Origin of the sequence: Mesorhizobium koreense (genome assembly GCF_031656215.1) — a bacterium.
Classification (GTDB): domain Bacteria; phylum Pseudomonadota; class Alphaproteobacteria; order Rhizobiales; family Rhizobiaceae; genus Mesorhizobium_L; species Mesorhizobium_L koreense.
This window is the reverse complement of the sequence record NZ_CP134228.1, coordinates 1183397-1208956: the sequence shown is the minus strand read 5'-3', so window position 1 is coordinate 1208956 and position 25560 is coordinate 1183397. Positions and strand designations below refer to the sequence as shown.

Below are 25560 nucleotides of genomic sequence, written 5' to 3'. Positions count from 1 at the left end.
GGGACGGATGAAGATCGAAAGGCGAGATGTCCCCCCGGATTTAATGAACCTGCCCGCGCTTCGCAACCAGCTCCGGGAACCGTTGACGGCGCCGAGACCTTATAATAAGGGAGACTTATCGTAAGCCTCTCTTATTATTTTTTCATGCCTCCCACAATCGACCCGAATTCCTTCGGCTTCCTCGTTACGGACTTGTCGCGGCTCATCCGCGCCGAGATGGACCGGCGCGTTTCCGATGCCGGTCTCGGCCTGACGCCGGGCGAGGGGCGGACGCTCGCGCACGCGGCGCGTGCCGGGATGGTGCGCCAGAACGTTCTTGCCGAGCAGATCGGCATAGAGGCGATGACGCTGTCGACTTACATCGACAGGCTCGAGGCCAAGGGGTTGGTCGAGCGGATGCCCGATCCGAACGACCGGCGCGCCAAGCTGGTGCGGCTCACTGAAGCGGCTTCGGAAGCGTTGGGCAGTGTCAACGCGGCGGCAGCTTCGATTCGTTCCGATGCCTCTGCCGCCATGGAACCAGCGGATTGGGCGGCGCTGCTTCGGCTGCTCAGGCAGGCTCGTGACAACCTTGCCGAACTGCGCACCGCGCAGGGCAAGGCGCGCGAGGAGGCCGCCACGTGACAACCGCGCCGCGTCCAGTCTCGGAGGAGACCGTCAGCCCGCCTGTGATGAGCGAACGCCGCGTCTCGATCGTCGGCGGCCTTTTGGTCGCGATCGGACCGATGTCGCTGTCGCTGTTCACGCCTGCCATGCCGGAGATCGTGCATGCCTTCGGCAGCACCGAAGCCGTCGTCAAGCTGACGCTGTCGCTTTATTTTGCCGGCTTTTCCTTTGCACAACTCGTCTGCGGGCCGCTCTCCGACGGCATAGGACGCCGCCCCGTCACCATCGCCTTCATGGCCATCTATCTCGCCGGCAGTTTCCTGGCCGTCCTCGCGCCGAGCATCGAAATCCTCATTCTCGCCCGCTTCCTCCAGGGTGTCGGCGCGGCGGCCGGGCTCGCCGTCTCGCGCGCCATCGTGCGCGACCTCTTCACCAGCGAAAGCTCGGCGCGCATCCTCAACCTCGTCGGCATCATCCTGTCGGTCGGCCCGGCCATCTCGCCTACGCTCGGCGGCTTCACACTGGAATTCTTCGGCTGGCACGCGATCTTCCTGCTGATGGCGGCGGTCAGCGTGTCGGTCATGCTGATCACCATCTTCGCGGTGCGCGAGACGGTAAGCCGCGACCTCTCCCGCATACGGCCGCGGGCGTTGGTCCGCATCTATGGCGAACTTCTGACCAATCCCCGTTTCCTGCTGCCAAGCCTTGTCGTCGCCGGCACCTCCGGCGCGATCTACGCGCTGGCGACGATACTTCCCTTCGTTCTGATGACGCGGGTCGGCATGTCGCCGACAGCCTTCGGGGTCGGCATGCTGATGCAAACCGGCAGCTATTTCGTCGGTTCGTTGATTTTCCGGGCGCTCATGCCGCGCTTCGGCGCCTTTCGGCTCGTCGGCGTCGGCGCAGTGTTCGTCATCATCGGCGCCATCGCGCTCATCCTGCTGCTTACCCTTCAGGAGCCGAGCTACTGGAACGTGATGGGGCCGGTCGGCTGCTATGCGGTCGGCATCGCGTTCTGCCAACCGGCCATGATGACGGCGGCGATGGCGCCGTTTCCGAGGACGGCGGGCGCGGCATCGGCGGCCATGGGCTTCATGCAGATGGGCGCCGGCATGGTGGGCGGCATGGCGGCCTCGCTTTTCACCGATCCGGTGACCGCCACGATCATCGTCATCCCCATCATGGGCGCGGTCGCCGTCGGCTCGTGGCTTGCGTGGCGGCGCATTCCCGAGGAAGGACTGACGGCGTCCGATAACGTTGAAATCCAGAGATATTCCGACGAGTGACGTGTATTTATCGCGTCCGCAACTTTATTTCGTCCGATTCGATTTCTAGATTGGGAAAGTGGCCGGCCAGCCCGCCATCCCTCCTATGCCGATTTGGATTCAGGAGCACCTTGGACAGTACTCTGAAGCCAGGCATATTTTGTCCTGATCTGCGCCACACCAGGTTTGCGAAGGAGAGAGCGGGCAGCCCGCCGAGGGGTAAGGCGGGCGAGAGGCCGACGACGAGGGGGACGCCATGATCGATGCGATCTATATCGCGACGCTGATCAGCATGCTGCTTGTGCTGCTGGCCACGTTCTCCAGCCTGATCGCCTTTCGCTTCGGCGCACCGCTCCTGTTGCTGTTCCTCGGCATCGGGTTGATCGCGGGCGTGGACGGACTCGGCATCGTTTTCGACAATGGTCCCGTCGCTTATTTCGTCGGAAGCCTGGCGCTGGCGCTCATCCTGTTCGATTCCGGCTTCGGCACGCCGATGCAGGCATTCCGGCAGGCGGCCGCGCCGGCAATCGTGACGGCCACCGTCGGCGTCCTGATCACCTCCGGCCTTGTCGCCGTCGCCGCGCACTACTTCCTCGGCATCACCTTCATCGAGGGCCTTCTGCTCGGCGCCATCGTCTCCTCCACCGACGCCGCCGCCGTGTTCTTCCTGCTCCGCGTCGGCGGCATCAACATCCGCGACCGCGTGCGTTCGACGCTGGAGGTCGAGTCAGGCTCGAACGACCCGATGGCTATCTTCCTGACGATCACGCTTGTTCAGATCGTCTCCTCCGGCGCGGGCTTCGAGAGCCTGTCGGCCGAGCTTCTCGTCCATTTCTTCAAGGAGATGTTCCTCGGCGTGCTGTTCGGGATGGCCGGCGGATTGATCATCGTCGGGCTTGTCAACCGGCTGCGGCTGGAACGCGGCCTGACACCCATCTTCGTGCTGGCGCTGTCGTTGCTGGTCTTCTCGCTTGCCGGCGCGGTCGGCGGCAGCGGCTTTCTCGCCGTCTACGTCGCCGGGCTTTATGCCGGCAACGGCCATATCCGCTCCGAAGGAACCATCCGGCGTTTTTCCGAAGGCGTGTCGTGGCTGTCGCAGATCATCATGTTCCTGATCCTCGGGCTTCTGGCGACGCCGTCGCAATTCGCCGGGATCGCGGTGCCGGCGATCGGCGTGGCGCTCTTCCTGATTTTCGTGGCAAGGCCGATCGCGGTGTGGTTCTCGCTCCTGCCTTTCAATTTCCCGCGGGCCGAGGCGGCCTTTGTCGGCTGGGTGGGCCTGCGCGGCGCGGTCTCCATCCTGCTCGCCATCCTGCCGGTGCTTTACCGCCTCGACAACGGCATGCTCTATTTCAACACGGCCTTCATCGTCGTCCTGATCTCACTGGTCGTGCAGGGGTGGACCATCGGCCCGGTGGCGCGGCGCCTCGGCCTCATCGTACCGCCGCGCATCGGCCCCGTGGACAAGGTCGAACTGGAACTGCCAGGCACCGCGCACCACGAGCTTCTCGCCTATCGCGTCGTTCCCGGCAGCCCGGTCGCGCGTGGCGTCAGGCTACCGCGCTGGGCAAGGCCCTCGCTGGTGATCCGCGACGGCCAGTCGATGGCCTACCAGTTCGCCGGAAGGCTGCGCGCCGGCGACTATGTCTATCTCTTCATCTCGCAGCGCTATCCTCGCCTGCTCGACCGGCTGTTCGCGAGCCCGGCGCCGGTGGCCGAGGACGATGCCGAATTCTTCGGCGCCTTCGCCATCGATCCGACGCGGCCGGCAAGCGAACTGCACGAAGCCTATGGGCCGGAACTCGCCTCCGACGAGCAGGACAAGACGATCGGCGAACTCATGAAGGCCCGCCTCGGTGGGCGCGCCGAATATGCCGATCGCGTTGCCTTCGGACCGGTGGAACTGATCGTACGCGATGTCGATGAGGAGGGCGAGGTCGTTTCGGTCGGAATCTCGCTGACCCCGGAGCCGCAGAAGCCGCAGATTCCCCTCTTCCTCAATCTTCGCGATATCCGCGCCTTCTTGCGCGACTGGCTCCGCACCAGGGCAGCGCGGAAGGCGACGGCAACGCGCGGTAAGCCCAAACCGGTGGAAGAGGAATTGCCCGACGATCCGGCCATGCGCACGAACGATCGCGTCTGAGACCGGCTTCACGCTTGCGTCGCATAATTTGGCCACTATTGTCTCGCAGCCCGGCCCCCGGGCACCTTCAGGAGCATGACATGTCCGATTTCCATACCCTCGATGACGGTGATTTCGCCGGCAAGCGCGTGTTGCTGAGGGTTGACCTCAACGTGCCGGTGAAGGACGGAAAGGTCACCGACGCCACCCGCATCGAGCGCGTCGTGCCGACGATCAGGGAACTCTCGGACGATGGCGCGAAGGTGATCCTGCTTGCCCATTTCGACCGGCCGAAAGGCGAACGGAATCCGGCGATGTCGCTGAAGCCCATCGCCAAGGCGGTCGAGGCCGAACTCGGCCGCAAGGTGGGATTCGCCGAAGATTGCATCGGCGAACCGGCGAGGGAGGCGGTCGGCGCGATGGCGGACGGCGATGTCCTGCTTCTGGAAAACACGCGCTTCCACAAGGGCGAGGAAAAGAACGACCCCGATTTCACGCGCGCTCTCGCCGAAAACGGCGACGTCTATGTGAACGATGCTTTCTCCGCGGCGCACCGCGCGCATGCCTCGACGGAAGGGCTGGCGCATCTCCTGCCGGCCTATGCCGGCCGGGCCATGCAGGCCGAGTTGGAGGCGCTGGAAAAGGGGCTGGGCAAGCCCGCCAAGCCGGTCGTCGCCATCGTCGGCGGAGCGAAGGTGTCTACCAAGATCGATCTGCTTACGAATCTCACGCACAAGGTCGATGCGCTGGTCATCGGCGGCGGCATGGCCAATACGTTTCTCGCAGCACGCGGCACCAATGTCGGCAAGTCGCTTTGCGAGCACGATCTTGCCGGCACCGCCAAGCAGATCATGATCGAGGCGGCGGAAGCGGGCTGCGCCCTCATCCTTCCCGCCGATGCAGTCGTGGCAAAGGAACTGAAGGCGGGCGCGGCGACTGAGACGGTGGCGATCGACCATGTTCCCGCGGACGCCATGATCCTCGACGCCGGGCCGAAGACGGTCAAGGCTGTCAACCAGTGGATCGACCGGGCGGCGACGATCGTCTGGAACGGGCCGCTGGGCGCGTTCGAGGTCGAGCCCTTCGATCGTGCGACGGTGGAAGCGGCAAGGGATGCCGCGCGGCGCACGAAGGAAGGCAAGCTGGTCTCCGTCGCCGGCGGCGGCGATACGGTGGCCGCGCTCAACCATGCCGGCGTCGCCGAGGATTTCACCTATGTCTCGACCGCCGGCGGGGCCTTCCTCGAATGGATGGAAGGCAAGGCGCTTCCGGGCGTGGAGGTGCTGAAAGCCTAGCGGCCACGTTTATCCTGCCGCGGCGTCGCGCGGCAGGATGAAACACTTCCACATCGCAAGTGACATCATTCAATCGATTCAAGGTTTTTGCCGGCATTCCATCATGAATCTTCTTCTGTTAAGCGCCTAGTGGAATGAATTTAACATTCGATACCCGCGTGATATCGGCCTCAGAATCGAATGTTAAATTCAAAAATTCCACTAGAATCATAAACTTGCTAGCGGTTCTCTTGTTTTCAACATTTGCCTGGCGGCCGATACAAATGGGATGCAAATGTTGGAAACGAACCACTAGACAGACAATGCGGGAGAACGAAATGAACCAGGACATGGCCGCGCAGGCCGCACACAAAGCCGGCTTCATTGCCGCGCTCGACCAGTCCGGCGGCTCCACGCCGAAGGCACTCAAGCTCTACGGCATCGACCAGAGCGCCTGGTCCAGCGACGCGGAAATGTTCGACCTCGTTCATCAGATGCGCACACGCATCATCAAGTCGCCCGCTTTCACCGGCGATAAGGTCATGGGCGCGATCCTGTTCGAGCAGACCATGGACCGCGACATCGATGGCACGCCGACCGCGCAGTATCTCTGGGAAAAGCGCCATGTGGTGCCTTTCCTGAAGATCGACAAGGGCTTGGCGGAGGAGAAGGACGGCGTCAAGCTGATGAAGCCGATGCCGGGTCTCGACGCGCTCCTGGAGCGCGCCGTGGCGAAGGGCATATTCGGCACCAAGGAACGCTCGGTCGTCGACGCGGCGAACCCGACAGGCATCGCGGCAGTCGTCGCTCAGCAGTTCGACGTCGCCAGGCAGGTCCTGTCGCACGACCTCGTCCCGATCATCGAGCCGGAAGTGACGATCTCGATCCCCGACAAGGCGGAAGCCGAGGGCATCCTGCTGGCGGAAATCCGCAAGCATCTTGACGACGTGCCGGCCGGCAAACAGGTCATGCTGAAATTGACGCTGCCGACGAAAGCGAACCTCTACAAACCGCTGATCGGAGACCCCCGTGTGATGCGCGTGGTTGCCCTGTCCGGCGGCTATTCCCGCGACGAGGCGAATGCCAAGCTCAGCCACAACACTGGCATGATAGCCAGCTTCTCGCGCGCCTTGACCGAGGGTCTGTCGGTGCGCCAGACCGACGCCGAATTCAACGCGTCGCTGGGATCGGCAATCGACAGCATTTTCCAGGCGTCCAGCGTCAAGCGGTAGCCGGCCCGCGGCGGCGAACGGCCTTGCCGCCATGGGCGAATGGAACGAGAAATCGGAGAAAGCCGCCTAAGCGAGCTTTACATTCCCACGGTCTCAGGCAGCAGCCGGCCGGTCTGGTCCGAAAGGTCAGGTCGGCCGGCCCCTTTTTATGTCGGCGCAACCAACGCCGGCGCCGTCAGATATCCTCGCCCCTCAGCAGCCGGGGCGCCGGTCCGGTCAGGCCCGAGGCCTGGCGGATGAAGAAATTCTTCAGCGGCGGCATGCGGTCGACCAGCCCGAGCCCGATGTCGCGGACGGCACGCAGCGGCCCGAGATCGTTGGAGAACATGCGGTTCAAGATGTCGGTGGTGGCGCCCATCTGAACCGTGTCGAAGCGGCGCCAGATCTGATAGCGCTCCAAAACGTCGAGCGCGCCGATATCCTGGCCGAGCCGGTCGGCCTCGACCACGGTCTGGGCAAGAGCCGCGGCGTCCTTGAAGCCGAGGTTGAGCCCCTGCCCGGCGATCGGATGGATGCCGTGGGCGGCATCGCCCGCAAGCGCGAAGCGCGGGGCGACGAAGGCACGCGCCAAGGTCAACCCGAGCGGCCAGGCGCGTCGCTGTCCCTCCACATGGATCTCGCCAAGCTTGAGGCCGAAACGCTGTTCGAGCTCGGTCTCGAAGATGAAGTCATCCTCCTTGACGAGACGTTCGGCGTCGGCGGTGCGCTCGGTCCACACGATGGAGGAGCGGTTGCCCTTCAGCGGCAAGGTCGCGAAGGGACCGGCAGGCAGGAAATGCTCCTCGGCGCGGCCATTGTGCGGGCGCTCGTGCGCCACCGTGCAGACGATGCCGGACTGGCCGTACTCCCAGTTCACCGTCTTGATGCCGGCCATGTCGCGCAGGCGCGAGCGCACGCCGTCGGCGGCGACAAGCAGGCGTGTCTGGAGCGAACCGCCATCGGCGAGATGCACTGTGACGGTGGCCGGACCCGCATCGAACCGTTCGACCGCCACGCCCTCGATCAGGTCGATGCCTAATTCGGCGGCGCGCTTGCGCAGCGCGCCGTTCAGTACGCGATTGGCCACCATATACGCGAAGGGTTCGCCGGGCCGGACCTCGCCGTCGAAGGTCAGGAACACCGGCCGCACGGGATCGGAAGTGCGCGAATCGGTGATGACCATCTCGGTGATCGGCTGTGCTTCCGGCTCGATATCATCCCAGACAACGAGCCGGTCGAGCATGCGCCTGGCGGCGGCGGCCACGGCGGAGGCGCGGCCGTCCTTCTCCCAGACGCCGGGAGGCGCGGCATCTACGATCGCGATCCGGAGTTCGGGCCGCGCCGCGTGCATGGAAACGGCCGTGGCGAGCCCGACATAGCCAGCGCCGGCGATCAATACGTCGAGTCGGGCGTCACCTGGCTTCTCGCTTTTCGGCGTCGTTTTTCGCGTGGCCATCTCCGGCGCTCCCTTCGAACCAACCCGCCTTGACTTCACCGGTTGATCTATCCCAAACCGGAGGCGCTGCAAGAGGCCGGCGGCAAGGCCGGTAAAGGAGAGGACCCGATGTCGGCGGCCATGCAGGAACTGCTTTCCATTCTCGACCTGGAAACGCTCGAATACAACCTCTTTAGAGGTCGCAGCCCGAAGGTGCGCTGGCAGCGCGTGTTCGGCGGGCAGGTGATCGGCCAGGCACTGATCGCGGCTCAGCGCACCGTGGTCGCGGAGCGGCCGGTTCATTCACTGCATGGCTATTTCATGCTGCCGGGCGACCCCGAGGTGCCGATCGTCTACGAGGTCGATCGCATCCGCGACGGCCGCAGCTTCACCACCCGCCGGGTCGTGGCGATCCAGCGCGGCCAGGCGATCTTCTCGCTGGAGGCCTCTTTCCAGGTCGAGGAGACGGGGCTCGACCACCAGTTTCCGATCCCGCTCGACGTACCGCGGCCCGAGACACTGAAAAGCCAGCGCGAGCTTCTGGACCAGGCGGGCGAGCGCGTGCCGGAGAATATCCGCAAATTCTGGGCGCGCGAGCGCCCGCTGGAGTTGAAGCCGGCGAATGTCGCGCACTATACCAGCCGCGATAGGCTGCCGCCCCGGCAGAATGTCTGGCTGCGCGCGCTCGGCAAGGTGCCGGAAGACCGCGGCATCCAGGCAGCCGTGCTCGCCTATCTCTCCGACATGACGCTGCTCGATACATCCACCTTCGCGCATGGCCGCTCCGGCTTCGATCCGGACGTCCAGATGGCGAGCCTCGACCATTCCATGTGGTTCCATCGCGCCCACCCGCTCGACGGCTGGCTGCTCTATTCGCAAGACAGCCCGTCGGCTTCCGGCTCGCGCGGCTTCTCGCGCGGCGCGCTCTATGGCGAGGACGGGACCCTGATCGCCTCGACCGCGCAGGAAGGTCTCATGCGGCTGAGGACTGATTCGAAAGGCCGGTAGTATCGTCTGCATGGCTGGACCAGCCTGATGCACACTGATTAGCCAATATTCCAATTTTGCCTATTTTTTGAGCGAAGCGCCGCAGGCTGACTAGACGCCCGTCTTTGTCGCGACCCGTAAAGCCTGAAAATTCAATCTGTTGCGACCCCGCATGCCGATTGGCACGCGGCATGAATTGCCTTTCGCGCCTGGCGGGATCTCCGACCGGCGAAGCGATGCGGCAGGCACGCCGATGGCAAAAGAGCGAGAACGGATGAAATTCACGATGACGAGAATCCATTTCAGGAGCGCCGCGCTCGCGGTCTTTGCCGGCCTTCTATCGAGCGCGCCGGCTTTCGCCCAGGACGCGCCGAAGCTCGACACTGGAAACACCGCCTGGATGCTCACCGCCACCGCGCTGGTGCTGATGATGACGATACCCGGGCTGGCGCTCTTCTATGGCGGCATGGTGCGCAAGAAGAACGGGCTCGCCACCGTCATGCAGAGCTTCGCCGTCTGCTGCCTGGTGACCGTCTTGTGGTTCATCGTCGGCTACTCGCTCGCCTTCTCCGACGGCGGCGGCATGAACGCCTGGATCGGCGGCCTGTCGAAAAGCTTCTTCTCCGGCATCACTGTCAGTACGCTATGGGCGCCGGGCGTGGCCAACATCCCCGAATATGTGTTCGCCATCTTCCAGATGACGTTCGCGATCATCACGCCGGCGCTGATCGCCGGCTCCTTCGCCGAGCGCATGAAATTCTCCGCGATGCTCATCTTCATGGCGGCCTGGCTTCTGCTCGTCTACGCGCCGATCGCGCATTGGGTGTGGGGCGGCGGCTTCCTCGGCGGAGCCGGCGTGCTCGATTTCGCCGGCGGCACGGTCGTCCACATCAACGCCGGCGTCGCCGGGCTGATGTGCGCACTCGTCATGGGCAAGCGCGAGGGCTACGGCACCGTCAACATGGCGCCGCACAACCTGGTCTATTCCGTCATCGGCGCCTCGCTCCTGTGGGTCGGCTGGTTCGGCTTCAACGCCGGGTCGGAACTGGCCGCGGACGGGCTTGCGGGCGCCGCCATGGTCAACACGCAGGTAGCGGCAGCGGCGGCCGGCCTTGCATGGATGTTCACCGAATGGCTGGTAGCGAAGAAGCCGAGCGTGCTCGGCATCGTTTCGGGCGCGGTGGCGGGCCTTGTCGCCGTCACCCCGGCCGCCGGCTTCGTCAATCCGACCGGCGCCTTCGTCATCGGCATCGCGGCCGGCATCCTCTGCTACTTCGCGGCGGTCAGGCTGAAGCACGCGTTCGGTTACGACGATTCGCTCGATGCCTTCGGCGTGCACGGCATCGGCGGCATCGTCGGCGCGTTGCTCACCGGCCTCCTGGCCGATCCGGCGATCAATCCGCTCGGCAAGGACGCCTCGGTCGTAACGCAGGCCTATGGCATCGTCTTCACCATCGTATGGACGGCGCTCGTATCGCTGATCATCCTCTACGTTCTGAAGGCCACGATCGGCCTGCGCCCGTCGACACAGGAAGAGATCGAAGGCCTCGACGTCACGCAGCATGGCGAAGTCGTGCCGTGAGCCAAGACTTCGGCCTGGGCAGCCGCCTGATACGGCGGCTGCCTTAAAGCTGGCGACTATGATCGCCGGCCGTTTACCGGTGCCTTGAGGAATACGAGATTCTCTCCGATGGTGGACGGAGCCGTCATCGTCGGCGCCAGGGTACGGGTAACAGCCGCACGGCACCCGCCGTCCTTGAAGAGGAAATCATGTGTTTCAACAATGACGCATGCGGCCGATTGCAGGATTTCGGCTGACGCCGCGCAGACTTCTCTTTCCGCACCTTCGATGTCGAGTTTGCATATCAGCAGGCGTGCGTCGGCGATGGTTTCGATCAGGCTTTCCAGCGTCACCGACCGCGTTGTGGGACGATTCCGGGGCGCGACGGTGCGCGCGGCCCAGGAGCCATGCTCTTCAAATTCGAGATCCACGCCGTCGCCGTCTCGCCACAACGCGGCCTGGACCGGAATGACATTCCCGCACTTCGAGGTATTCCTGAGCAGGAGTTCATAGGATTCCGGGTTGGGCTCGACGGCAAGAACGATCGCCTCCGGGAACCTTGAGGCGAAGAACAGCGAGGAACAGCCGATATTCGCGCCCCCATCGACGACGATCGGCACCGTGCCGCCTGAGCGCCAGTAGCGCCCGAGGGCTATGAGTTCTGCTTCGATTTTCCACGGCAACTCGTATTCCCGCCAACCGAACACCTGGCCGGCGACAAACAGATCGCTGTCTGTAGGGCGCAGGAAGATCGTGTCGGCTTCTCCGCCGCCCGGTGCCGGTATCTTGACCGGCAGCGGCGATGAGTTGTTCAGAAGCCGGCGAACAAGAATGCTTGCCGCTGCAAGCGAGCCCACCGCCCGTCTGAGGCCGATAACATGGTGAAGGATGGTTGGCACGGGCGCTCGCGTACGGTGGTACCGGATGGGGCGGCGAAGGGCGGCAGGTTATCGGCAGATGGATACCTCGCAACCTCGCCATCCGGCGTAGGCGGCTACCTGATTTGATGCAATCGAGCGGGAGGCCCCCGGCCGTGGCCGCGCGGCCCGCGAACGACGTCGCTTCGGAGCGCGGAGGTCCAATGGACATTGTGAGAAAAAGTTGAACGCCCGGCAGGGAACCGATCCTGCTCCTTTGTAGTATAATGCGATGGAGAAGGGGATTGGGGGGCATCCACCGTGCAGGAGGTTGCCATGAAGCACCAATCACGAGACGAGCTACGAACCGTAGCCGATATCACTGCCAAGCCTGTGTATTTGGATCGGACGCAGCGTCTCCAACGCTGGTCTGAACTTCTCGGACGCGATCCCAACCGGTCCTTGGCCGCCCTTGCGGGCACCGAATACCGGGCGCCGCGCGAACGCGACGTCATGCGGAGCGATGGTTCGCCGCTGTCGGTCGCCTTCGAGGATCCGGTTCTTCGCGAGGAGGGTCTGGGGAATGATACCTACGGTGAAGCGAAACGCTTCTTCGACATTTCCGACGAGCAGCTCCACGAGATCGTATGCTACTGCCATGTCGGCGACAGGATGATGGCGGCGAGAGCCGCGTATTGCGTCCGTGCCGTTATCGGCGGGCATGGTGTCTTCGCTTAGGAGAAGCCGTTTCCCGACTGGCGAAGAGCAGAACAGGCAAATCGGCCCGGGGCCACACGGGTAACGTGGCCCCGGAGATGTTCTGAAGTAAGAAAGCCCACCGAGCGAAGCCGGCGGGACGGTATAGAGCAGCCCGGCGCTCAGGCCTTGCAAATCAAGGCCTCCGTTTTCGCCATGGTTAATGCCGTCTTTAGATCAAGCCGTTGAAATCATTGGTGCGTGTTACCGCGCGTAACAAAAAGGCGTACCGACGTGACAGCTGGTCGGAGCACCATGGGCGGGTAGCGGGGGCTGATATGGTCTACGTCGATCTGTCGGCCCTGTTCTTTGCCCGCCTCGCAGCATATCTTGTTGCGCACCTACCTGCACTCTGTCTAATACTACATTATCTTATTTTTGGGGGGGCTTGGCGATATGGCGACCAAAATCGACTTAATCCGCGACTTAACGAAAGGGCTGGACGGAATATTCCGCGAATTCAGTCAGAGTTATAAGCAAATCAAAAATTCACGCTCCGTCCCCGGGCTTTACACCAATGACAAGAATAATGTTCAGGGAAATGTTTCCGAACTTTACGTCGGGGGCATGTGCCACATCATGTCAGCGTTCTGGCTGGTCGGGCAGATTCATGGACTAGGGGAAAAGCGAACGCGGTTCATCGAATGGGTGGTGCCGGGCGGCAACAGCGAGGCCATCAATCTCAACGCGGTGGGCGTCCTGGTGGCAAAAACCGTGATGTATAAGGCCAAAGGCGGCAAGGCGCAGAGTTTAGGCATTCTGAAGGACAGTAATTTCGACGATACGTTCTTCTCCAACTATGGCATCCGCGCCAAGCACGAGTCGTTTGACGGTTTCGCGAACATCACACAGGGCGTGGGGCGAAGCAGAGACCGTCTGTACCTCATCGGCTACGGCGGCCAGAGCTCCGGCCACGCCTGCGCAGCGCAATCCTCGACGAAGGGCGGCCATGCCTATTTCGACCCGAATTATGGTGAGGCTATCCTGACCAGCCGTAAGGCGTGGGAAGCCTGGTACAAGCAATATTTGGTCATATCCGGCTATGATCAGAAATATCTCGGCCACCAGCGAGCAAGCGGGTATAAGTCGATAGCATCGAACTGACCAATCCCTGAGATGCAACCACACCCGATTGGCGTAGGAGGATCTAGGCGCGCCATGAACAGCGCGGTGTGCCTGATCTGAATTGATCGAGCGGACGGATCATGGCGGCGGCCCACACGTCATCGTGTAGTAAAGAGTGACAGCACCTTCGGCGCCGAGCACAGAAATTATGTTGGACTTCGTCGCGCCGGGCTGCATAAGCGCCAGAAGTGTTTTCTCGACGGTGAAGCAGGTCACGATTCCGACCAGCGCACAAGTAGCCGTCACGCTCGGCCTTGCCTGTCAGGGCCAGTTCGTGCGCGCTGGATGCCTTGAGAATTAAGACATCCGCAGATGCCATGGTTAATGCCGTCTTTACCATCCCCTCGTAGGCTCGCGGCCAAATGTCCGTGCCGGTCTGGTGCGGCTGGTTCCTGCGGGGAAATTCGTATGCGTTCAGCGGCAGAGGCGCCCTTCGATTTGAACGAGACGGGGTTCGGTGTCCACGCCTTCATCCGGAGGCTGGTCGAGCGCGCCGTCGGGCTGGCGCTCTTCGGAGGCGTGGCGCTTTCGGTGGCGAGCCTCGCCACCTGGAACGTCGACGACCCGAGCTTCTCCAACGCCACCGACCATGCACTGTCGAACGCGATGGGCTATCCGGGTGCGGTCATCTCCGACCTTCTGATGCAGTTCTTCGGGCTTTCGGCGCTGATGGCGCTGGTGCCGGCGGTGGTCTGGGCCTTTCTGCTGGCGACGGGGCGCGGAATCGACCGCAAGCCGCGCCGCGCCGGCGCATGGCTTCTGGGCGCGCTGCTGGCCGCCGGCGTTGCCGGCTGCATCGCCGCACCGCCGACCTGGCCGCTGCCGACAGGGCTTGGCGGCGCCTTCGGCGATCTGGTCCTCAATCTGCCGGCGCTTTTCATCGGCGGTTATCCGAAGGGCGTCGCCGCCACAATCATCGGTGCGGTGCTTATCGGCCCGGCGGTCTTCTTCCTGACCTACGGCGCCGGGCTGATCGGCCGCGACGTGGCGCCGGCGAAGCCCGCGCGGCAGCGCAAGCGCGCCGCCCGGACGCCCGTCATCGAGGTTGACGATCTCGAGGAAGAGGACGACGAGGATGAGGACGACGGCGTACCGGCGCTGGGCGCGGTTTTCCATTGGTGGCTCTCGCTTCGCGCCTTCTTCCACCGCATGAGAATGCGCGGCGGCCGTGCAGGCGGCATCGAGCCCGCCATGCGCTCGCTCCCGCGGGAGACGGGCGTTCCGGTGGTCGATCCGGACCCGCGCCCGGGCACGGCGCGAGGCGTTCGGGTCGAGCCGGAATTTTCCTCGCTCGGAGGAACGCCCGACGATATCGAACTAGCGGATTTCGACATCGACGACGAGGAGGATACTTTATCTGCCGACCGCCCGGCGGTGCAGGCGACGCGGAGCGGAGGGCCGGCCGGCGCGACGGGTCCGCGTATCGACAACCCCGCGGCACGTCCGGTACCTGGAGCACGCGTGATGCGCGAGGCACAGACCTCGCTGCTCTCCAGCGACACGTTCGAGATGCCGTCGCTGCATTTCCTGGCGGAGGCGCGCAGCGTTGCGCGCGATCCGAGCTTGTCGCCCGATGCGCTGCAGCAGAATGCCCGCCTGCTCGAAGGCGTGCTGGAGGATTTCGGCGTCAAGGGCGAGATCATCCATGTCCGCCCCGGCCCCGTCGTCACCCTCTATGAGCTCGAGCCGGCGCCCGGCATAAAATCCTCCCGTGTCATCGGGCTGGCCGACGACATCGCCCGCTCGATGAGCGCGATCGCCTGCCGCGTCGCTGTGGTGCCGGGCCGCAACGCCATCGGCATCGAACTGCCGAACGCCAAGCGCGAGACGGTCTACCTGCGCGAGATCCTGGCGAGCCGGGATTTCGAGCAGTCCAAGGCGAAGCTGGCGCTGGCGCTCGGCAAGACGATCAACGGCGAGGCCGTCATCGCCGACATCGCCAAATTCCCGCATCTTCTCGTCGCCGGCACTACCGGCTCGGGCAAGTCGGTGGCGATCAACACCATGATCCTGTCGATCCTCTATCGCATGACGCCCGCCGATTGCCGGCTCATCATGATCGACCCGAAGATGCTGGAACTATCGATCTATGACGGCATCCCGCACCTTCTGACGCCGGTCGTCACCGACCCGAAAAAGGCGGTCGTCGCGCTCAAATGGACGGTGCGCGAGATGGAGGACCGCTACCGCAAGATGTCGAAGGTCGGCGTCCGCAACATCGAGGGCTTCAACCAGCGCGTCGCGGCGGCGCAGAAGAAGGGCGAGAACATCGTCCGCACCGTGCAGACCGGCTTCGACAGGCAGACGGGCGAAGCGATCTACGAGACCGAGGAACTCGATCTCGAGCCGATGCCCTTCATCGTCGTCATCATCGACGAGATGGCGGACCTGATGATGGTCGCCGGCAAGGATATCGAGGGCGCCGTCCAGCGTCTGGCACAGATGGCGCGCGCCGCCGGCATCCATGTCATCATGGCCACCCAGAGGCCTTCCGTCGACGTCATCACCGGCACCATCAAGGCAAATTTCCCGACGCGCATCTCCTTCCAGGTGACGTCCAAGATCGACAGCCGCACCATCCTCGGCGAACAGGGCGCGGAGCAGTTGCTGGGCATGGGCGACATGCTTTACATGGCCGGCGGCGGCCGCATCCAGCGCGTGCACGGGCCGTTCGTCTCCGACGACGAGGTCGAGAAAGTGGTCTCGCATCTGAAGCTGCAGGGCGCGCCCGAATATCTCGAGGCGATCACGGCCGACGACGACGAGGACGACGCCGATGGCGACGGACCGGCTGGTGGCGGCGGCGGCAATTTCGACGATTCCGACGACCCCTACGATCAGGCCGTCGCGGTCGTGCTGCGCGACGGCAAGGCCTCGACCAGCTATATCCAGCGGCGCCTGGGCATCGGCTACAACCGCGCAGCCTCCATCATCGAGAAGATGGAGAAGGAAGGCATCGTCGGGCCGGCCAATCACGCCGGCAAGCGCGAGATCCTGGTGCCGACCGAAGAGGACGTACTGTAAAGCATGTCTCCCGGAAGTGAACGCCGGTTCCGGGATAAAGATATGCGTAAAATAGAGAGCTGAAGCGCGGAGCAAACCTGGAAGATCGCAACGCGCTTTGGCGGCGGCGGGTCAAATTTCGGCCCCAGTGCCTTCCTAGCTGATGGTGCTCGACCGAAATGGTGGTGGGCAGGCGCCCGTGACCTACATATCGGGGACCTGCATATCGGGTGTGAAACGGGCCGGCGGCAGCCGGCCTTCGTCCGCAAGGAGTAGCAGATGTCTTTTTCGCAAACCCGTCGCGGCTTCCTAGTCCTGACCGCGCGCGCCGCTGTCGTGACATTCGTGGCGGCTGCCGCCGGGACCGTTTCAGCGCCTTCGATTGCCGCGCCGGAACAGGAGGTCACCGCTTCGGCGCAGCAGATCGCCGATCATTTCGCCAACATCAAGACCATGGCCGGCGAATTCGTCCAGTTCGGCCCGAACGGCGAACAGACCGGCGGCAAATTCTATATCGAACGACCGGGCAAGCTTCGTTTCGATTACGATACGAAGTCCAATTTCAAGGTGATCGCGGACGGCAAATCGGTCGCCGTCAGCAATGTGCGCATGAAGACGTACAACATCTATCCCCTGTCGAAGACGCCGCTGAAACTCCTGCTCGGCAACCGCATCGATCTTTCGGGCAACGAGGTGAAGGACATCCAGCAGACGCCGGATGCCACCACCATCAAACTCGCCGACAAATCCGTCTTCGGCGATTCCAAGCTGATGATGATGTTCGATCCGAAAACCTACGCGCTGAAGCAATGGACCGTGACCGATGCACAGGGCAAGGACACGACGGTGATGATCTTCAACGTCCAGGAAGGCGTGAAGGTCGATCCCTCGCTCTTCAAGATCGACTACGCCAGCGCGCAGGTGAAGCAGCGGGCCAGGTAACACAAAAGCCACGCCGGCCGTATCCTGAGGCTCGCTTGCTCAGATCGCATGCTTCTCGGCCGGCTTTCCGGCGATAAAGATCCGTATGCCGGGAATGATCGAGTATTTCACCGAATCGGCGCCCCCGACGACGAATTCGCTCAGTTCGAAGCCGGCCTGCCTGACCCGGTCACGGAAATCGCGCCCGTAGCGGCGGACATGGTCCCGCTGGCCGAAATGCAGGAGGCGATCGCGCTCGTCGGTAACCGTGGAATCCTCGTAGCTCGTCTCCCAGCCTTCCACGATTGGCACCATCAGGAGGGCGATGCCGCCGGGCTTGAGAATGCGATGCAGTTCCTTGAGCGCCGCGATGTCGTTCACGTGTTCGAGGACATGCGAGCAGATCACGCAATCGAAGCTCCGGTCCGGCAAGTCGATTGCTTCGATGTCGAGATTGAGATCGACATCGTCCCGCATCAGATCGGCGGTCACGTACTTGTCGCATAGCGGGCGCACGAGCCGGGTTATCGCGGCCTCGGGAGCGAAGTGCAGCAATGAAGACCCGGGCCGCGGCAGGTCGACGCGATCCAGCATCAGCTTGAATTGCCGATGCCTCTCGAGCGCATTGCAGTTCGGGCACATCGCGTCCGGACGCGGAATGACGCCGAACGGTTCGAAGGCTCCGTGATATCCGCAGATGGGACAGTCCCTCGGCTCGCCGACCCGTTGCGGGTTGCGATGATCGATCCGTTGGGCGGCCTTTCGAAGGCCGTTGGCAAGGAGCAGTTTGACGGTCATGTCGGCACGCCTCATGAAGGGTTGGTCGTGCTCCCGGCCGGTCGCCCCCCGGTCGCCCCACCGGAGCACGGGTTTCCAGTCACGAACAGGCTGCCTGAAACGTCGTCACCGCCATCTTCCATCCGAATCCGGCCAATTTGGGAACCGGGGCGATTTTTCGTTTCGGCGAGGCTCTTCTGACGGCGCCGTCGTGGCGGGCTTTTCACGGCCGGTGCGCTTGCCTGCGCGCGCCGGGGCTGGCAATAGCCTACCTTCAGTTCCGCATCCGGGGTTTTCCATGCCGTTGACGATCGCCACCTGGAACATCAATTCCGTGCGCCTGCGCATGCCGATCGTCGAGCGCTTCCTGCTGCAACATCAACCGGACGTCCTGTGCCTGCAGGAAACCAAATGCATCGACGAACTGTTCCCGGTCGAGGCGTTCGCCGCGATTGGCTATTCCCATCTCGCGATCAGCGGGCAGAAAGGCTACCACGGCGTCGCCACGGTCGCGCGACGGCCGCTGGAGGTCGTGGAACGGCGGCGCTTCTGCGAAAACGACGATTGCCGGCATATCTCGACACGGCTCACGAGCAGCGGACACGCGCTCCTGCTGCACAATTTCTACGTGCCGGCCGGCGGTGACGAGCCGGATCCCGACATCAACCCCAAATTCCGGCACAAGCTCGATTTCATCGAGGAGATGAATACGGTACGCGCCGAACAGGGCGACGCGCACGGTTCCATCCTCGTCGGCGACCTCAACATCGCGCCGCTGCCGACGGACGTGTGGTCGCACAAGCAGCTCCTGAACGTCGTCAGCCATACGCCGGTGGAGACGGGAGGACTGGAAGCGATGCGGCAGGCCGGCGGCTGGGTCGACCTGATGCGCCGGCACATTCCGCCGGAAGAGAAGATCTACACCTGGTGGAGCTATCGTGCCCGCGACTGGGAGCTTTCCGATCGCGGCCGGCGCCTCGACCATGTCTGGTCGTCGGACAATGTCGCGGGCAGGCTCGCCGGGATCGAGATCCTGCGCGAGGCGCGCGGCTGGGAGCGGCCCTCCGACCATGTGCCGGTGATCGCCCGCTTCGACCTCGACTGAAGTTCCCGCGCCTCTTCAATCCGAGAAGCGCGGTCCGAGCCTGTCGATTTTCCCGACCATCCGGGTCAGGTCGCGCGCGATGTGGTCGCGCAGGGCCGCGGCGAGTTCCGGATATTCCTGCAGGATGCGGTGGAAGAGCTTGCGGCTGAGCCGTACCAGTTCGGTATCTTCGACCGCTACGGCCCCGGTCGGCCGCACCGTATCGGCGATCAGCGCCAATTCGCCCAGCATGGCGCCGACTCCCGCCTCACTGAGCAGGACGCGTTCCCCCTCGGCGTTTTCGCGAAACAGCCCGACCCTGCCCGTCGCGACGACGAATGCGCCGTCGGCCTCGACGCCTGCCTCGTAGAGGAGCTGCCCCGATGCCAGCCGCATGTTCTCCGCGCCGAACGCGAGCAGCCGAAGCTGGTCGGGCGTGAAGCTCTGGAAGAGTTCCACACCGGAGAGCAGGCGGATGTCGTCATCCAGCGCCAAGATTGTCCCCTTGCGTCCCGCCCCGCCCAGGGCCCGGAGAGCCTGTCAGGGAACGAGCTTGTATCCGCCGCTTTCTGTCACAAGTATTTCGGCATTGGAAGGATCGCGTTCGATCTTCTGGCGCAGCCGGTAGACATGGGTTTCCAGCGTATGGGTGGTGACGCCGGAATTATAGCCCCACACTTCCTCGAGAAGGACATCGCGGGTGACGACCTTCTGCTCGGCGCGATAGAGATATTTGATGATCGCAGCTTCCTTCTCCGTCAGCCGCACCTTGGAACCGCGCTGGTCGACCAGAAGCTTCTGACTCGGCTTGAACGTGTAGGGTCCGACGGTGAAGGTCGCGTCCTCGCTCTGCTCGTGTTGGCGCAATTGCGCGCGGATGCGGGCAAGCAGCACGGCGAAGCGGAACGGTTTGGTGACGTAGTCGTTGGCGCCCGCCTCGAGGCCGAGGATCGTGTCCGAATCGGTGTCCTGTCCGGTCAGCATGATGATCGGCGCCTTGTAGCCGTTCTTGCGCAAAAGCTTGACCGCCTCGCGCCCGTCCATGTCCGGCAGGCCGACATCCATGATCAGCAGGTCGATCATGCCGTTGCGCACCGACTGGATGCCCTTCGTGGCCGTTCCTTCCTGCAGGATCTGGAATTCCTCGTAGAGCGCCAGTTGCTCGACAAGGGTCGAGCGCAGATCTTCGTCGTCGTCGACAATCAGGATGGTGCGCGATGCCATGGGCCAATCCATTGTTATTGAATGAAGAATAGAGACTACTGAAAGAACCGTCTATGCACGGAGAAAATGGCTGCAAAGCGGCTCACGAATTGTTGTTGTCCTCCACGGCTGTTCTCCGCGAGACGTGAAGATAGCAGCCTGACGAAGGATTTGGGATGCCGATCCGAAATATCAATGTCCGCTCAAGGCCGGGAAATCGCGCCGAGGGGCTTCTGAACGTCGAAAGAGTGGTCTTCCGATGCGCGCTCGGAAAGGCGGGCGTCTCCGCCTTCAAGCGCGAGGGCGACGGCGCGACGCCGCTCGGCAGGCTCCGCCTTCTTGGCGGCTACACGAGGAACGAACGGCATCCCTTGCGTCGCTCCGGCCTCGTCCTGATACCGATCCGCGCCGATCTGGGCTGGTGCGACGCGCCAGCCGACGCCAATTACAACCGGCCGGTACGCCTGCCCTTCCGCGCCAGCCACGAAAAGATGCTGCGCGGCGACCGGCTCTACGATGTCTGCATCGTGCTCGACTGGAACATCCGCCCGCGCCGACGCAACGGCGGCAGCGCCATCTTCATGCATCTGGCGCGGCCGGGTTTCCGGCCGACGGAAGGTTGCATCGCGGTGGAGCGAAGCGTGATGCTACGTCTTTTGCCCTATCTGTCGCGCGGGACGGTGCTGACAGTGCTTGCGTAAGGCAACCCGGCTTACAAGGGCAACCCATGTGAAGGTCGACCCCCACTCCGATTTGCTTCGCAAACCACCTCTCCCCCGATCGACGGGGGAGAGGAAGGGCCTGCCGCAACGCCTGTCCCCTTTCCTCTCTCACACGAAAGTGGGGGAGAGGTGGCCCGCGAAGCGGGCCGGAGTGGGGGATCGGCCAAATACGATCGCTCTTCGCCCGCAAGAAAGGCTCCAGCGAAAGGCAAACGGCAGAGCGAACGGCTATGCCCCTCGCCGCCTATGCCGGCTCACCGCCCAGCCGGCCGGCGAGCGCTTCCATGCGCTCGGCAAGCCCGGTCAGCGCTCCCGTCAATGCGGCGTCGTTCTTGTCCGCCTTGGTGAGCGCTTCGTCGCGCGTCTTGCGCAAGGTGCCGATCTCGGCCTCCATGCCCTTCACGCGCTTCTGCAATTCGACGAACTCGTCCATAACCATGATACCGGCCATGACGGTCAGCCGCTGGTCCCCGATCTCGCCGAAGGAATCCTTCAGGTGGCCGACATAGCGGTCGAAGCGCTGGGCGAGATCGATCAGATGCTCCTCCTGGCCTTCGTCGCAGGCCATCCGATAGGTCTTGCCGTCGATTGTCACCGTAACCTGGGCCAAGGCGGGCTCCTATCTGTCGAGCACGGCGCGGATCGTCTCCATCGCCGTCACCAGCCTGCGCGAAACCTCGCGGTTGGCATTCTCCAGCCGCTCGGCACGCGCTTCCGAATTATCGAGTTCCTGCGCCAGCTTGGCGCGATCCGCGTTCATCCGCTGGACCTCGGCCTCGATTTCGGTCGCGTCTACCTGCTGTTCGAACCGGGCCGCGACGGTCGCCTCCAGCGTCTCGATCGCCTTGCCCAGCCGTCCGATGGTCTCCCTGAGGGTTGTTTCCCCTGTCATCGTTTCGTTCCAAGCCCCGCCCGGCAGCGAATCGTGCGCGTTGCGAACGCGTTATGCCGGAAAGATTAGGCGGAGGATGAATGCTGCGTCAATAAAGCCACCGGCCTATCCCCCGGAATTGGCGTAAGGTTTGTCGTGTGGCCAGGCGAGCACGGGTTGCCGACCCTCGGAAAAGCCCCATTTTGTTGACTTGGCCAAGCCAACTGCTATGTGTCGCCCAGCTTTTCAGGGCCCTTCACCGCATCTCCAACCAGCGGGCATTTCCATGATTTCACGCGAACAACACGACCGGATGGCCAACGCGATCCGCTTCCTCTCCATGGACGCCGTCGAGAAGGCCAATTCGGGCCATCCGGGCCTGCCGATGGGCTGCGCCGACGTTGCCACGGTCCTGTTCACGCGCTTCCTGAAATTCGACCCGAAGCACCCGCACTGGGCCGATCGCGACCGCTTCATCCTGTCGGCCGGCCACGGTTCGATGCTGCTCTACTCGCTCCTCTACCTCACCGGCTACGAGGACATGACGATCGATCAGATCAAGCATTTCCGGCAGCTCGGCTCGAAGACGGCCGGCCATCCGGAATACGGCCACGCGACCGGCATCGAGACGACCACCGGACCGCTCGGCCAGGGCGTGGCCAATTCGGTCGGCTTCGCGCTTTCCGAGCGCATCATGAACGCAGCCTTCGACGACGATCTCGTCAACCACTTCACCTATGTGCTGGCCGGCGACGGCTGCCTGATGGAAGGCATCAGCCAGGAGGCCATCGCGCTCGCCGGCCACCTCAAGCTGAACAAGCTCATCCTTTTCTGGGACCATAACAGCATCTCCATCGATGGTCCCGTCTCGCTCGCCGACAACACCGACCAGGTGGCGCGTTTCCAGGCGTCCGGCTGGAACGCCAGCCATGTCGACGGCATGGACCCCGAGGCAATCGCCTATGCTATCGAGGCCGCCCACCATTCGCAGAAGCCGACCATGATCGCCTGCAAGACGACCATCGGCTTCGGCGCGCCGACCAAGGCGGGCACCGCCAAGGCGCACGGTTCGCCGCTCGGCGCGGAAGAGATCGCCGGCGCGCGCAAATTCCTCAACTGGGATTATCCGCCCTTCGAGATCCCCTCCGATATCCTCGACGCGTGGCGCGAGGTCGGCCGGCGCTCGATCGGCGAGCGCGAGGCATGGGAGAAACGGCTCGCCGCCCACAGCAGGAAAGGCGAGTTCGAGCGTCGTATGGCGGGCAAGCTGCCGTCCGGCCTCGACAAGACCATCGTCGATTACAAGAAGAAACTCGCCGCCGACAAGCCGAATGTCGCCACGCGCAAATCCTCCGAAATGGCGCTGGAAGTGATCAACGGCGTCGTGCCCGAGACCATCGGCGGCTCGGCGGACCTGACCGGCTCGAACAACACCAAGACCAGCCAGACCAAGAACATCACCGCCGACGATTACGGTCAGCGCTACATGCATTACGGCATTCGCGAGCACACGATGGTCGCGGCCATGAACGGCATGTCGCTGCATGGCGGCGTCATCCCCTATGGCGGCACCTTCCTGTGCTTCTCCGACTATTGCCGGCCCTCGATCCGCCTTTCGGCGCTGATGGGTATCCGCAACATCTTCGTCATGACGCACGATTCCATCGGGCTCGGCGAGGACGGTCCGACGCATCAGCCCGTCGAGCATCTGGCAGCGCTGCGTGCGATACCGAACCATGTCGTCTATCGCCCGGCAGACGCCGTCGAGACGGCCGAATGCTGGCAGCTCGCGCTGGAATCGTCGAAACATTCCTCGACGCTGGCGCTCACCCGTCAGCCGCTGAGGGCTGTGCGGACCGAGCACACGGCCGAGAACCTCTGCGCGAAGGGCGCCTATGAACTGGCGCCGGCGAGCGGCAAGGCCGAGATCACCATCTTTGCCTCGGGCTCCGAGGTCGAGATAGCGCTCGATGCGCGTGAGACGCTGGAGAAGAAGGGCCATAAAGCCCGCGTCGTTTCCGTGCCGTCCTTCGAACTGTTCTTCCAGCAGGACGCGGCCTACCGGAAAAAGACCATAGGCGACGCGCCGGTCCGCGTTGCGGTCGAGGCGGCGATCCGCCAGGGCTGGGACGAATTCATCGGCACTGACGGCAAGTTCATCGGCATGACCGGCTTCGGCGCCAGCGGCAAGATCGAGGACCTCTATCCCCATTTCGGCATCACCGCCGACCACGTGGTGAAGGCCGCCGAAGGAGCGCTCCCTAAGAAGAACTGACCTATCCCGCGCCGCCTCCCAGGCGCTTCCCCGTCCATTATCTTTCAGGAGAGAATGATCGATGACCGTCAGAGTAGCCATCAACGGATTTGGCCGTATCGGCCGCAACGTGCTTCGCGCCATCATTGAATCGGGTCGCACCGACATCGAGGTGGTGGCGCTCAACGATCTCGGTCCGGTGGAGACCAACGCCCACCTGATCCGCTACGACAGCGTGCATGGCCGCTTCCCCGGCGAGGTCAAGGTGAAAGGCGACACGATCGATGTCGGCCGCGGCCCGATGCGGGTCCATGCCGTGCGCAATCCGGCCGAGCTTCCGTGGAAAGCGGAAGGCGTCGATATCGCGCTCGAATGCACCGGCCTCTTCACCACCAAGGAAAAGGCATCCGCACATCTGGAAGCCGGCGCCAAGCGCGTGCTCGTTTCGGCCCCGGCGGACGGCGCCGACCTCACCGTCGTCTATGGCGTCAACCACGACAAGATCACGAAGGACCACAGGGTCGTATCCAACGCGTCATGCACGACCAACTGCCTGGCGCCCGTCGCCAAGGTGCTGCACGACGCCTTCGGCATCGAGAAGGGGCTGATGACCACCGTCCATTCCTATACGGGCGACCAGCCGACCCTCGACACCATGCATAAGGACCTCTACCGCGCCCGCGCGGCCGCCATGTCGATGATCCCGACCTCGACGGGTGCGGCGAAGGCGGTCGGCCTCGTCCTGCCGGAACTGAAAGGCAAGCTCGACGGCGTTTCGATCCGCGTGCCGACGCCGAACGTCTCCGTTATCGACTTCAAGTTCGTGTCGAAGCGGAACGTCACCGTCGAGGAAGTGAACGACGCGCTGGTCGCCGCCGCTTCCAAGGGGCCGCTCAAGGGCATCCTCGCCTATACCGATGAAAAGCTCGTCTCCATCGACCTCAACCACAACCCCGCTTCATCGACCTTCGCACTCGACCAGACCAAGGTGATCGAGGGCAACCTCGTGCGCGTCATGTCCTGGTACGACAATGAATGGGGTTTCTCGAACCGCATGGCCGACACGGCCGTGGCCTTCGGCAAGACGATCTGAGGGCTAGCAGAGCCATCGCATATGGTCGGATTACCCCCACTCCGTCCGCTTCGCGGCCACCTCTCCCCCACATTCGTGGGGTAGAGGAAGGGAGCCAAGCCTTGTGGCCGGGCGCTTCCTCTCCCCCGTCGAACGGGGGAGAGGTGGACCGCGAAGCGGGACGGAGTGGGGGTCGAACTTCACATCCGACAGCCTCACGTCACGTGGGTCAAAAACACATCCAGCGCGAAGGCGGCGAAGGCGACGACCGCCAGCTTCCAGAAATCGCGGCGCTGCCGGAAGCCCGGCAGGCCGATCGGCTTGATGATCTGGATCGCCATCATGGCGATGATGACGAGGGCGATGATCTTCGACATTGCGACTTCTGCTTTCGGCTCCGTGCGGAATCGCCGCTGACATTCCACAGACATGCCCGTCGGCGCCCGCGCTGTCA

The 25560-nt window shown here is 63.5% G+C and carries 23 protein-coding genes; 15 read left to right on the top strand and 8 right to left on the bottom strand.

What is annotated here, in order from left to right; all coding sequences use genetic code 11:
- Window positions 1-144: 144 nt before the first annotated feature.
- The 5 genes from RBH77_RS05880 to RBH77_RS05860 all read left to right on the top strand — a co-directional run bounded on the left by RBH77_RS05880 (window position 145) and on the right by RBH77_RS05860 (window position 6499).
- On the top strand, window positions 145-624 hold the full coding sequence (locus RBH77_RS05880) for a MarR family winged helix-turn-helix transcriptional regulator (RefSeq protein WP_311031190.1): 480 nt from the start codon (window positions 145-147) through the stop codon (window positions 622-624).
- On the top strand, window positions 621-1892 hold the full coding sequence (locus tag RBH77_RS05875; protein ID WP_311031189.1) for a multidrug effflux MFS transporter: 1272 nt from the start codon (window positions 621-623) through the stop codon (window positions 1890-1892). The genes RBH77_RS05880 and RBH77_RS05875 overlap by 4 nt, the downstream gene beginning before the upstream one ends.
- A 235-nt stretch (window positions 1893-2127) precedes the next feature.
- Window positions 2128-4014, top strand: a complete 1887-nt coding sequence (locus RBH77_RS05870; RefSeq protein ID WP_311031188.1) for a potassium/proton antiporter — start codon at window positions 2128-2130, stop codon at window positions 4012-4014.
- A gap of 80 nt (window positions 4015-4094) precedes the next feature.
- Window positions 4095-5288: a phosphoglycerate kinase gene (locus RBH77_RS05865; protein WP_311031187.1), complete on the top strand. Its 1194-nt coding sequence runs from the start codon at window positions 4095-4097 to the stop codon at window positions 5286-5288.
- A gap of 317 nt (window positions 5289-5605) precedes the next feature.
- Entirely contained in the window at window positions 5606-6499 is an 894-nt protein-coding gene (locus RBH77_RS05860) for a fructose bisphosphate aldolase (RefSeq protein WP_311031186.1), read from the top strand.
- Window positions 6500-6674: 175 nt separating this feature from the next.
- Here RBH77_RS05860 and RBH77_RS05855 read toward each other — a convergent pair whose 3' ends face one another.
- Window positions 6675-7934, bottom strand: coding sequence for a ubiquinone biosynthesis hydroxylase (locus RBH77_RS05855; RefSeq protein WP_311031185.1), 1260 nt, complete (start codon window positions 7932-7934; stop codon window positions 6675-6677).
- Between the two features lie 108 nt (window positions 7935-8042).
- On the opposite strand from RBH77_RS05855, the gene RBH77_RS05850 reads away from it, so the two are divergent.
- Together RBH77_RS05850 and RBH77_RS05845 are read left to right on the top strand one after the other, a co-directional pair.
- Window positions 8043-8921: an acyl-CoA thioesterase gene (locus RBH77_RS05850; protein ID WP_311031184.1), complete on the top strand. Its 879-nt coding sequence runs from the start codon at window positions 8043-8045 to the stop codon at window positions 8919-8921.
- A gap of 265 nt (window positions 8922-9186) precedes the next feature.
- Window positions 9187-10482 (top strand): ammonium transporter, encoded by a 1296-nt coding sequence (locus RBH77_RS05845; protein WP_371832842.1) that lies wholly within the window; start codon window positions 9187-9189, stop codon window positions 10480-10482.
- Between the two features lie 56 nt (window positions 10483-10538).
- Here RBH77_RS05845 and RBH77_RS05840 read toward each other — a convergent pair whose 3' ends face one another.
- Complete coding sequence (locus RBH77_RS05840) at window positions 10539-11360, bottom strand: FkbM family methyltransferase (protein ID WP_311031183.1); 822 nt, start codon at window positions 11358-11360, stop codon at window positions 10539-10541.
- A 294-nt stretch (window positions 11361-11654) separates the two neighbouring features.
- Between RBH77_RS05840 and RBH77_RS05835 the strand changes: the two genes are divergently transcribed.
- The 4 genes from RBH77_RS05835 to RBH77_RS05820 all read left to right on the top strand — a co-directional run bounded on the left by RBH77_RS05835 (window position 11655) and on the right by RBH77_RS05820 (window position 17144).
- Window positions 11655-12056 carry a hypothetical protein gene (locus tag RBH77_RS05835; RefSeq protein WP_311031182.1) on the top strand — a complete coding sequence of 134 codons (402 nt, stop codon included), beginning with the start codon at window positions 11655-11657 and terminating at the stop codon, window positions 12054-12056.
- A 414-nt stretch (window positions 12057-12470) separates the two neighbouring features.
- Complete coding sequence (locus RBH77_RS05830; protein ID WP_311031181.1) at window positions 12471-13178, top strand: YopT-type cysteine protease domain-containing protein; 708 nt, start codon at window positions 12471-12473, stop codon at window positions 13176-13178.
- A 429-nt stretch (window positions 13179-13607) separates the two neighbouring features.
- Window positions 13608-16223: an FtsK/SpoIIIE family DNA translocase gene (locus RBH77_RS05825; RefSeq protein ID WP_311031180.1), complete on the top strand. Its 2616-nt coding sequence runs from the start codon at window positions 13608-13610 to the stop codon at window positions 16221-16223.
- Between the two features lie 258 nt (window positions 16224-16481).
- Window positions 16482-17144, top strand: coding sequence for an outer membrane lipoprotein carrier protein LolA (locus RBH77_RS05820; RefSeq protein WP_311031179.1), 663 nt, complete (start codon window positions 16482-16484; stop codon window positions 17142-17144).
- Between the two features lie 39 nt (window positions 17145-17183).
- On the opposite strand, the gene RBH77_RS05815 is transcribed toward RBH77_RS05820, so the two are convergent.
- A complete protein-coding gene (locus RBH77_RS05815; RefSeq protein WP_311031178.1) occupies window positions 17184-17921 on the bottom strand; it encodes a class I SAM-dependent methyltransferase in 738 nt (245 codons plus the stop codon).
- Between the two features lie 277 nt (window positions 17922-18198).
- Between RBH77_RS05815 and RBH77_RS05810 the strand changes: the two genes are divergently transcribed.
- Entirely contained in the window at window positions 18199-19005 is an 807-nt protein-coding gene (locus RBH77_RS05810; protein ID WP_311031177.1) for an exodeoxyribonuclease III, read from the top strand.
- 15 nt (window positions 19006-19020) lie between these two features.
- Here RBH77_RS05810 and RBH77_RS05805 read toward each other — a convergent pair whose 3' ends face one another.
- Both RBH77_RS05805 and RBH77_RS05800 read right to left on the bottom strand, forming a co-directional pair.
- Window positions 19021-19479, bottom strand: a complete 459-nt coding sequence (locus RBH77_RS05805) for a Crp/Fnr family transcriptional regulator (RefSeq protein WP_311031176.1) — start codon at window positions 19477-19479, stop codon at window positions 19021-19023.
- A 45-nt stretch (window positions 19480-19524) separates the two neighbouring features.
- Window positions 19525-20208: a response regulator transcription factor gene (locus RBH77_RS05800; protein WP_311031175.1), complete on the bottom strand. Its 684-nt coding sequence runs from the start codon at window positions 20206-20208 to the stop codon at window positions 19525-19527.
- Window positions 20209-20363: 155 nt separating this feature from the next.
- On the opposite strand from RBH77_RS05800, the gene RBH77_RS05795 reads away from it, so the two are divergent.
- Window positions 20364-20888 carry a L,D-transpeptidase family protein gene (locus tag RBH77_RS05795; RefSeq protein ID WP_311031174.1) on the top strand — a complete coding sequence of 175 codons (525 nt, stop codon included), beginning with the start codon at window positions 20364-20366 and terminating at the stop codon, window positions 20886-20888.
- Between the two features lie 265 nt (window positions 20889-21153).
- Here the strand turns inward: RBH77_RS05795 and RBH77_RS05790 are convergent, their stop codons facing one another.
- Window positions 21154-21519 (bottom strand): cell division protein ZapA, encoded by a 366-nt coding sequence (locus RBH77_RS05790; RefSeq protein WP_311031173.1) that lies wholly within the window; start codon window positions 21517-21519, stop codon window positions 21154-21156.
- A 9-nt stretch (window positions 21520-21528) separates the two neighbouring features.
- Complete coding sequence (locus RBH77_RS05785) at window positions 21529-21801, bottom strand: DUF4164 domain-containing protein (RefSeq protein WP_311031172.1); 273 nt, start codon at window positions 21799-21801, stop codon at window positions 21529-21531.
- Between the two features lie 265 nt (window positions 21802-22066).
- Here RBH77_RS05785 and tkt point away from each other — a divergent pair, with 265 nt between their 5' ends.
- Complete coding sequence (gene tkt / locus RBH77_RS05780; RefSeq protein WP_311031171.1) at window positions 22067-24055, top strand: transketolase; 1989 nt, start codon at window positions 22067-22069, stop codon at window positions 24053-24055.
- Window positions 24056-24116: 61 nt separating this feature from the next.
- Window positions 24117-25127: a type I glyceraldehyde-3-phosphate dehydrogenase gene (gene gap, locus RBH77_RS05775; protein ID WP_311031170.1), complete on the top strand. Its 1011-nt coding sequence runs from the start codon at window positions 24117-24119 to the stop codon at window positions 25125-25127.
- A gap of 194 nt (window positions 25128-25321) precedes the next feature.
- Here the strand turns inward: gap and RBH77_RS05770 are convergent, their stop codons facing one another.
- Window positions 25322-25483: a hypothetical protein gene (locus tag RBH77_RS05770; RefSeq protein ID WP_311031169.1), complete on the bottom strand. Its 162-nt coding sequence runs from the start codon at window positions 25481-25483 to the stop codon at window positions 25322-25324.
- Between the last annotated feature and the right edge of the window lie 77 nt (window positions 25484-25560).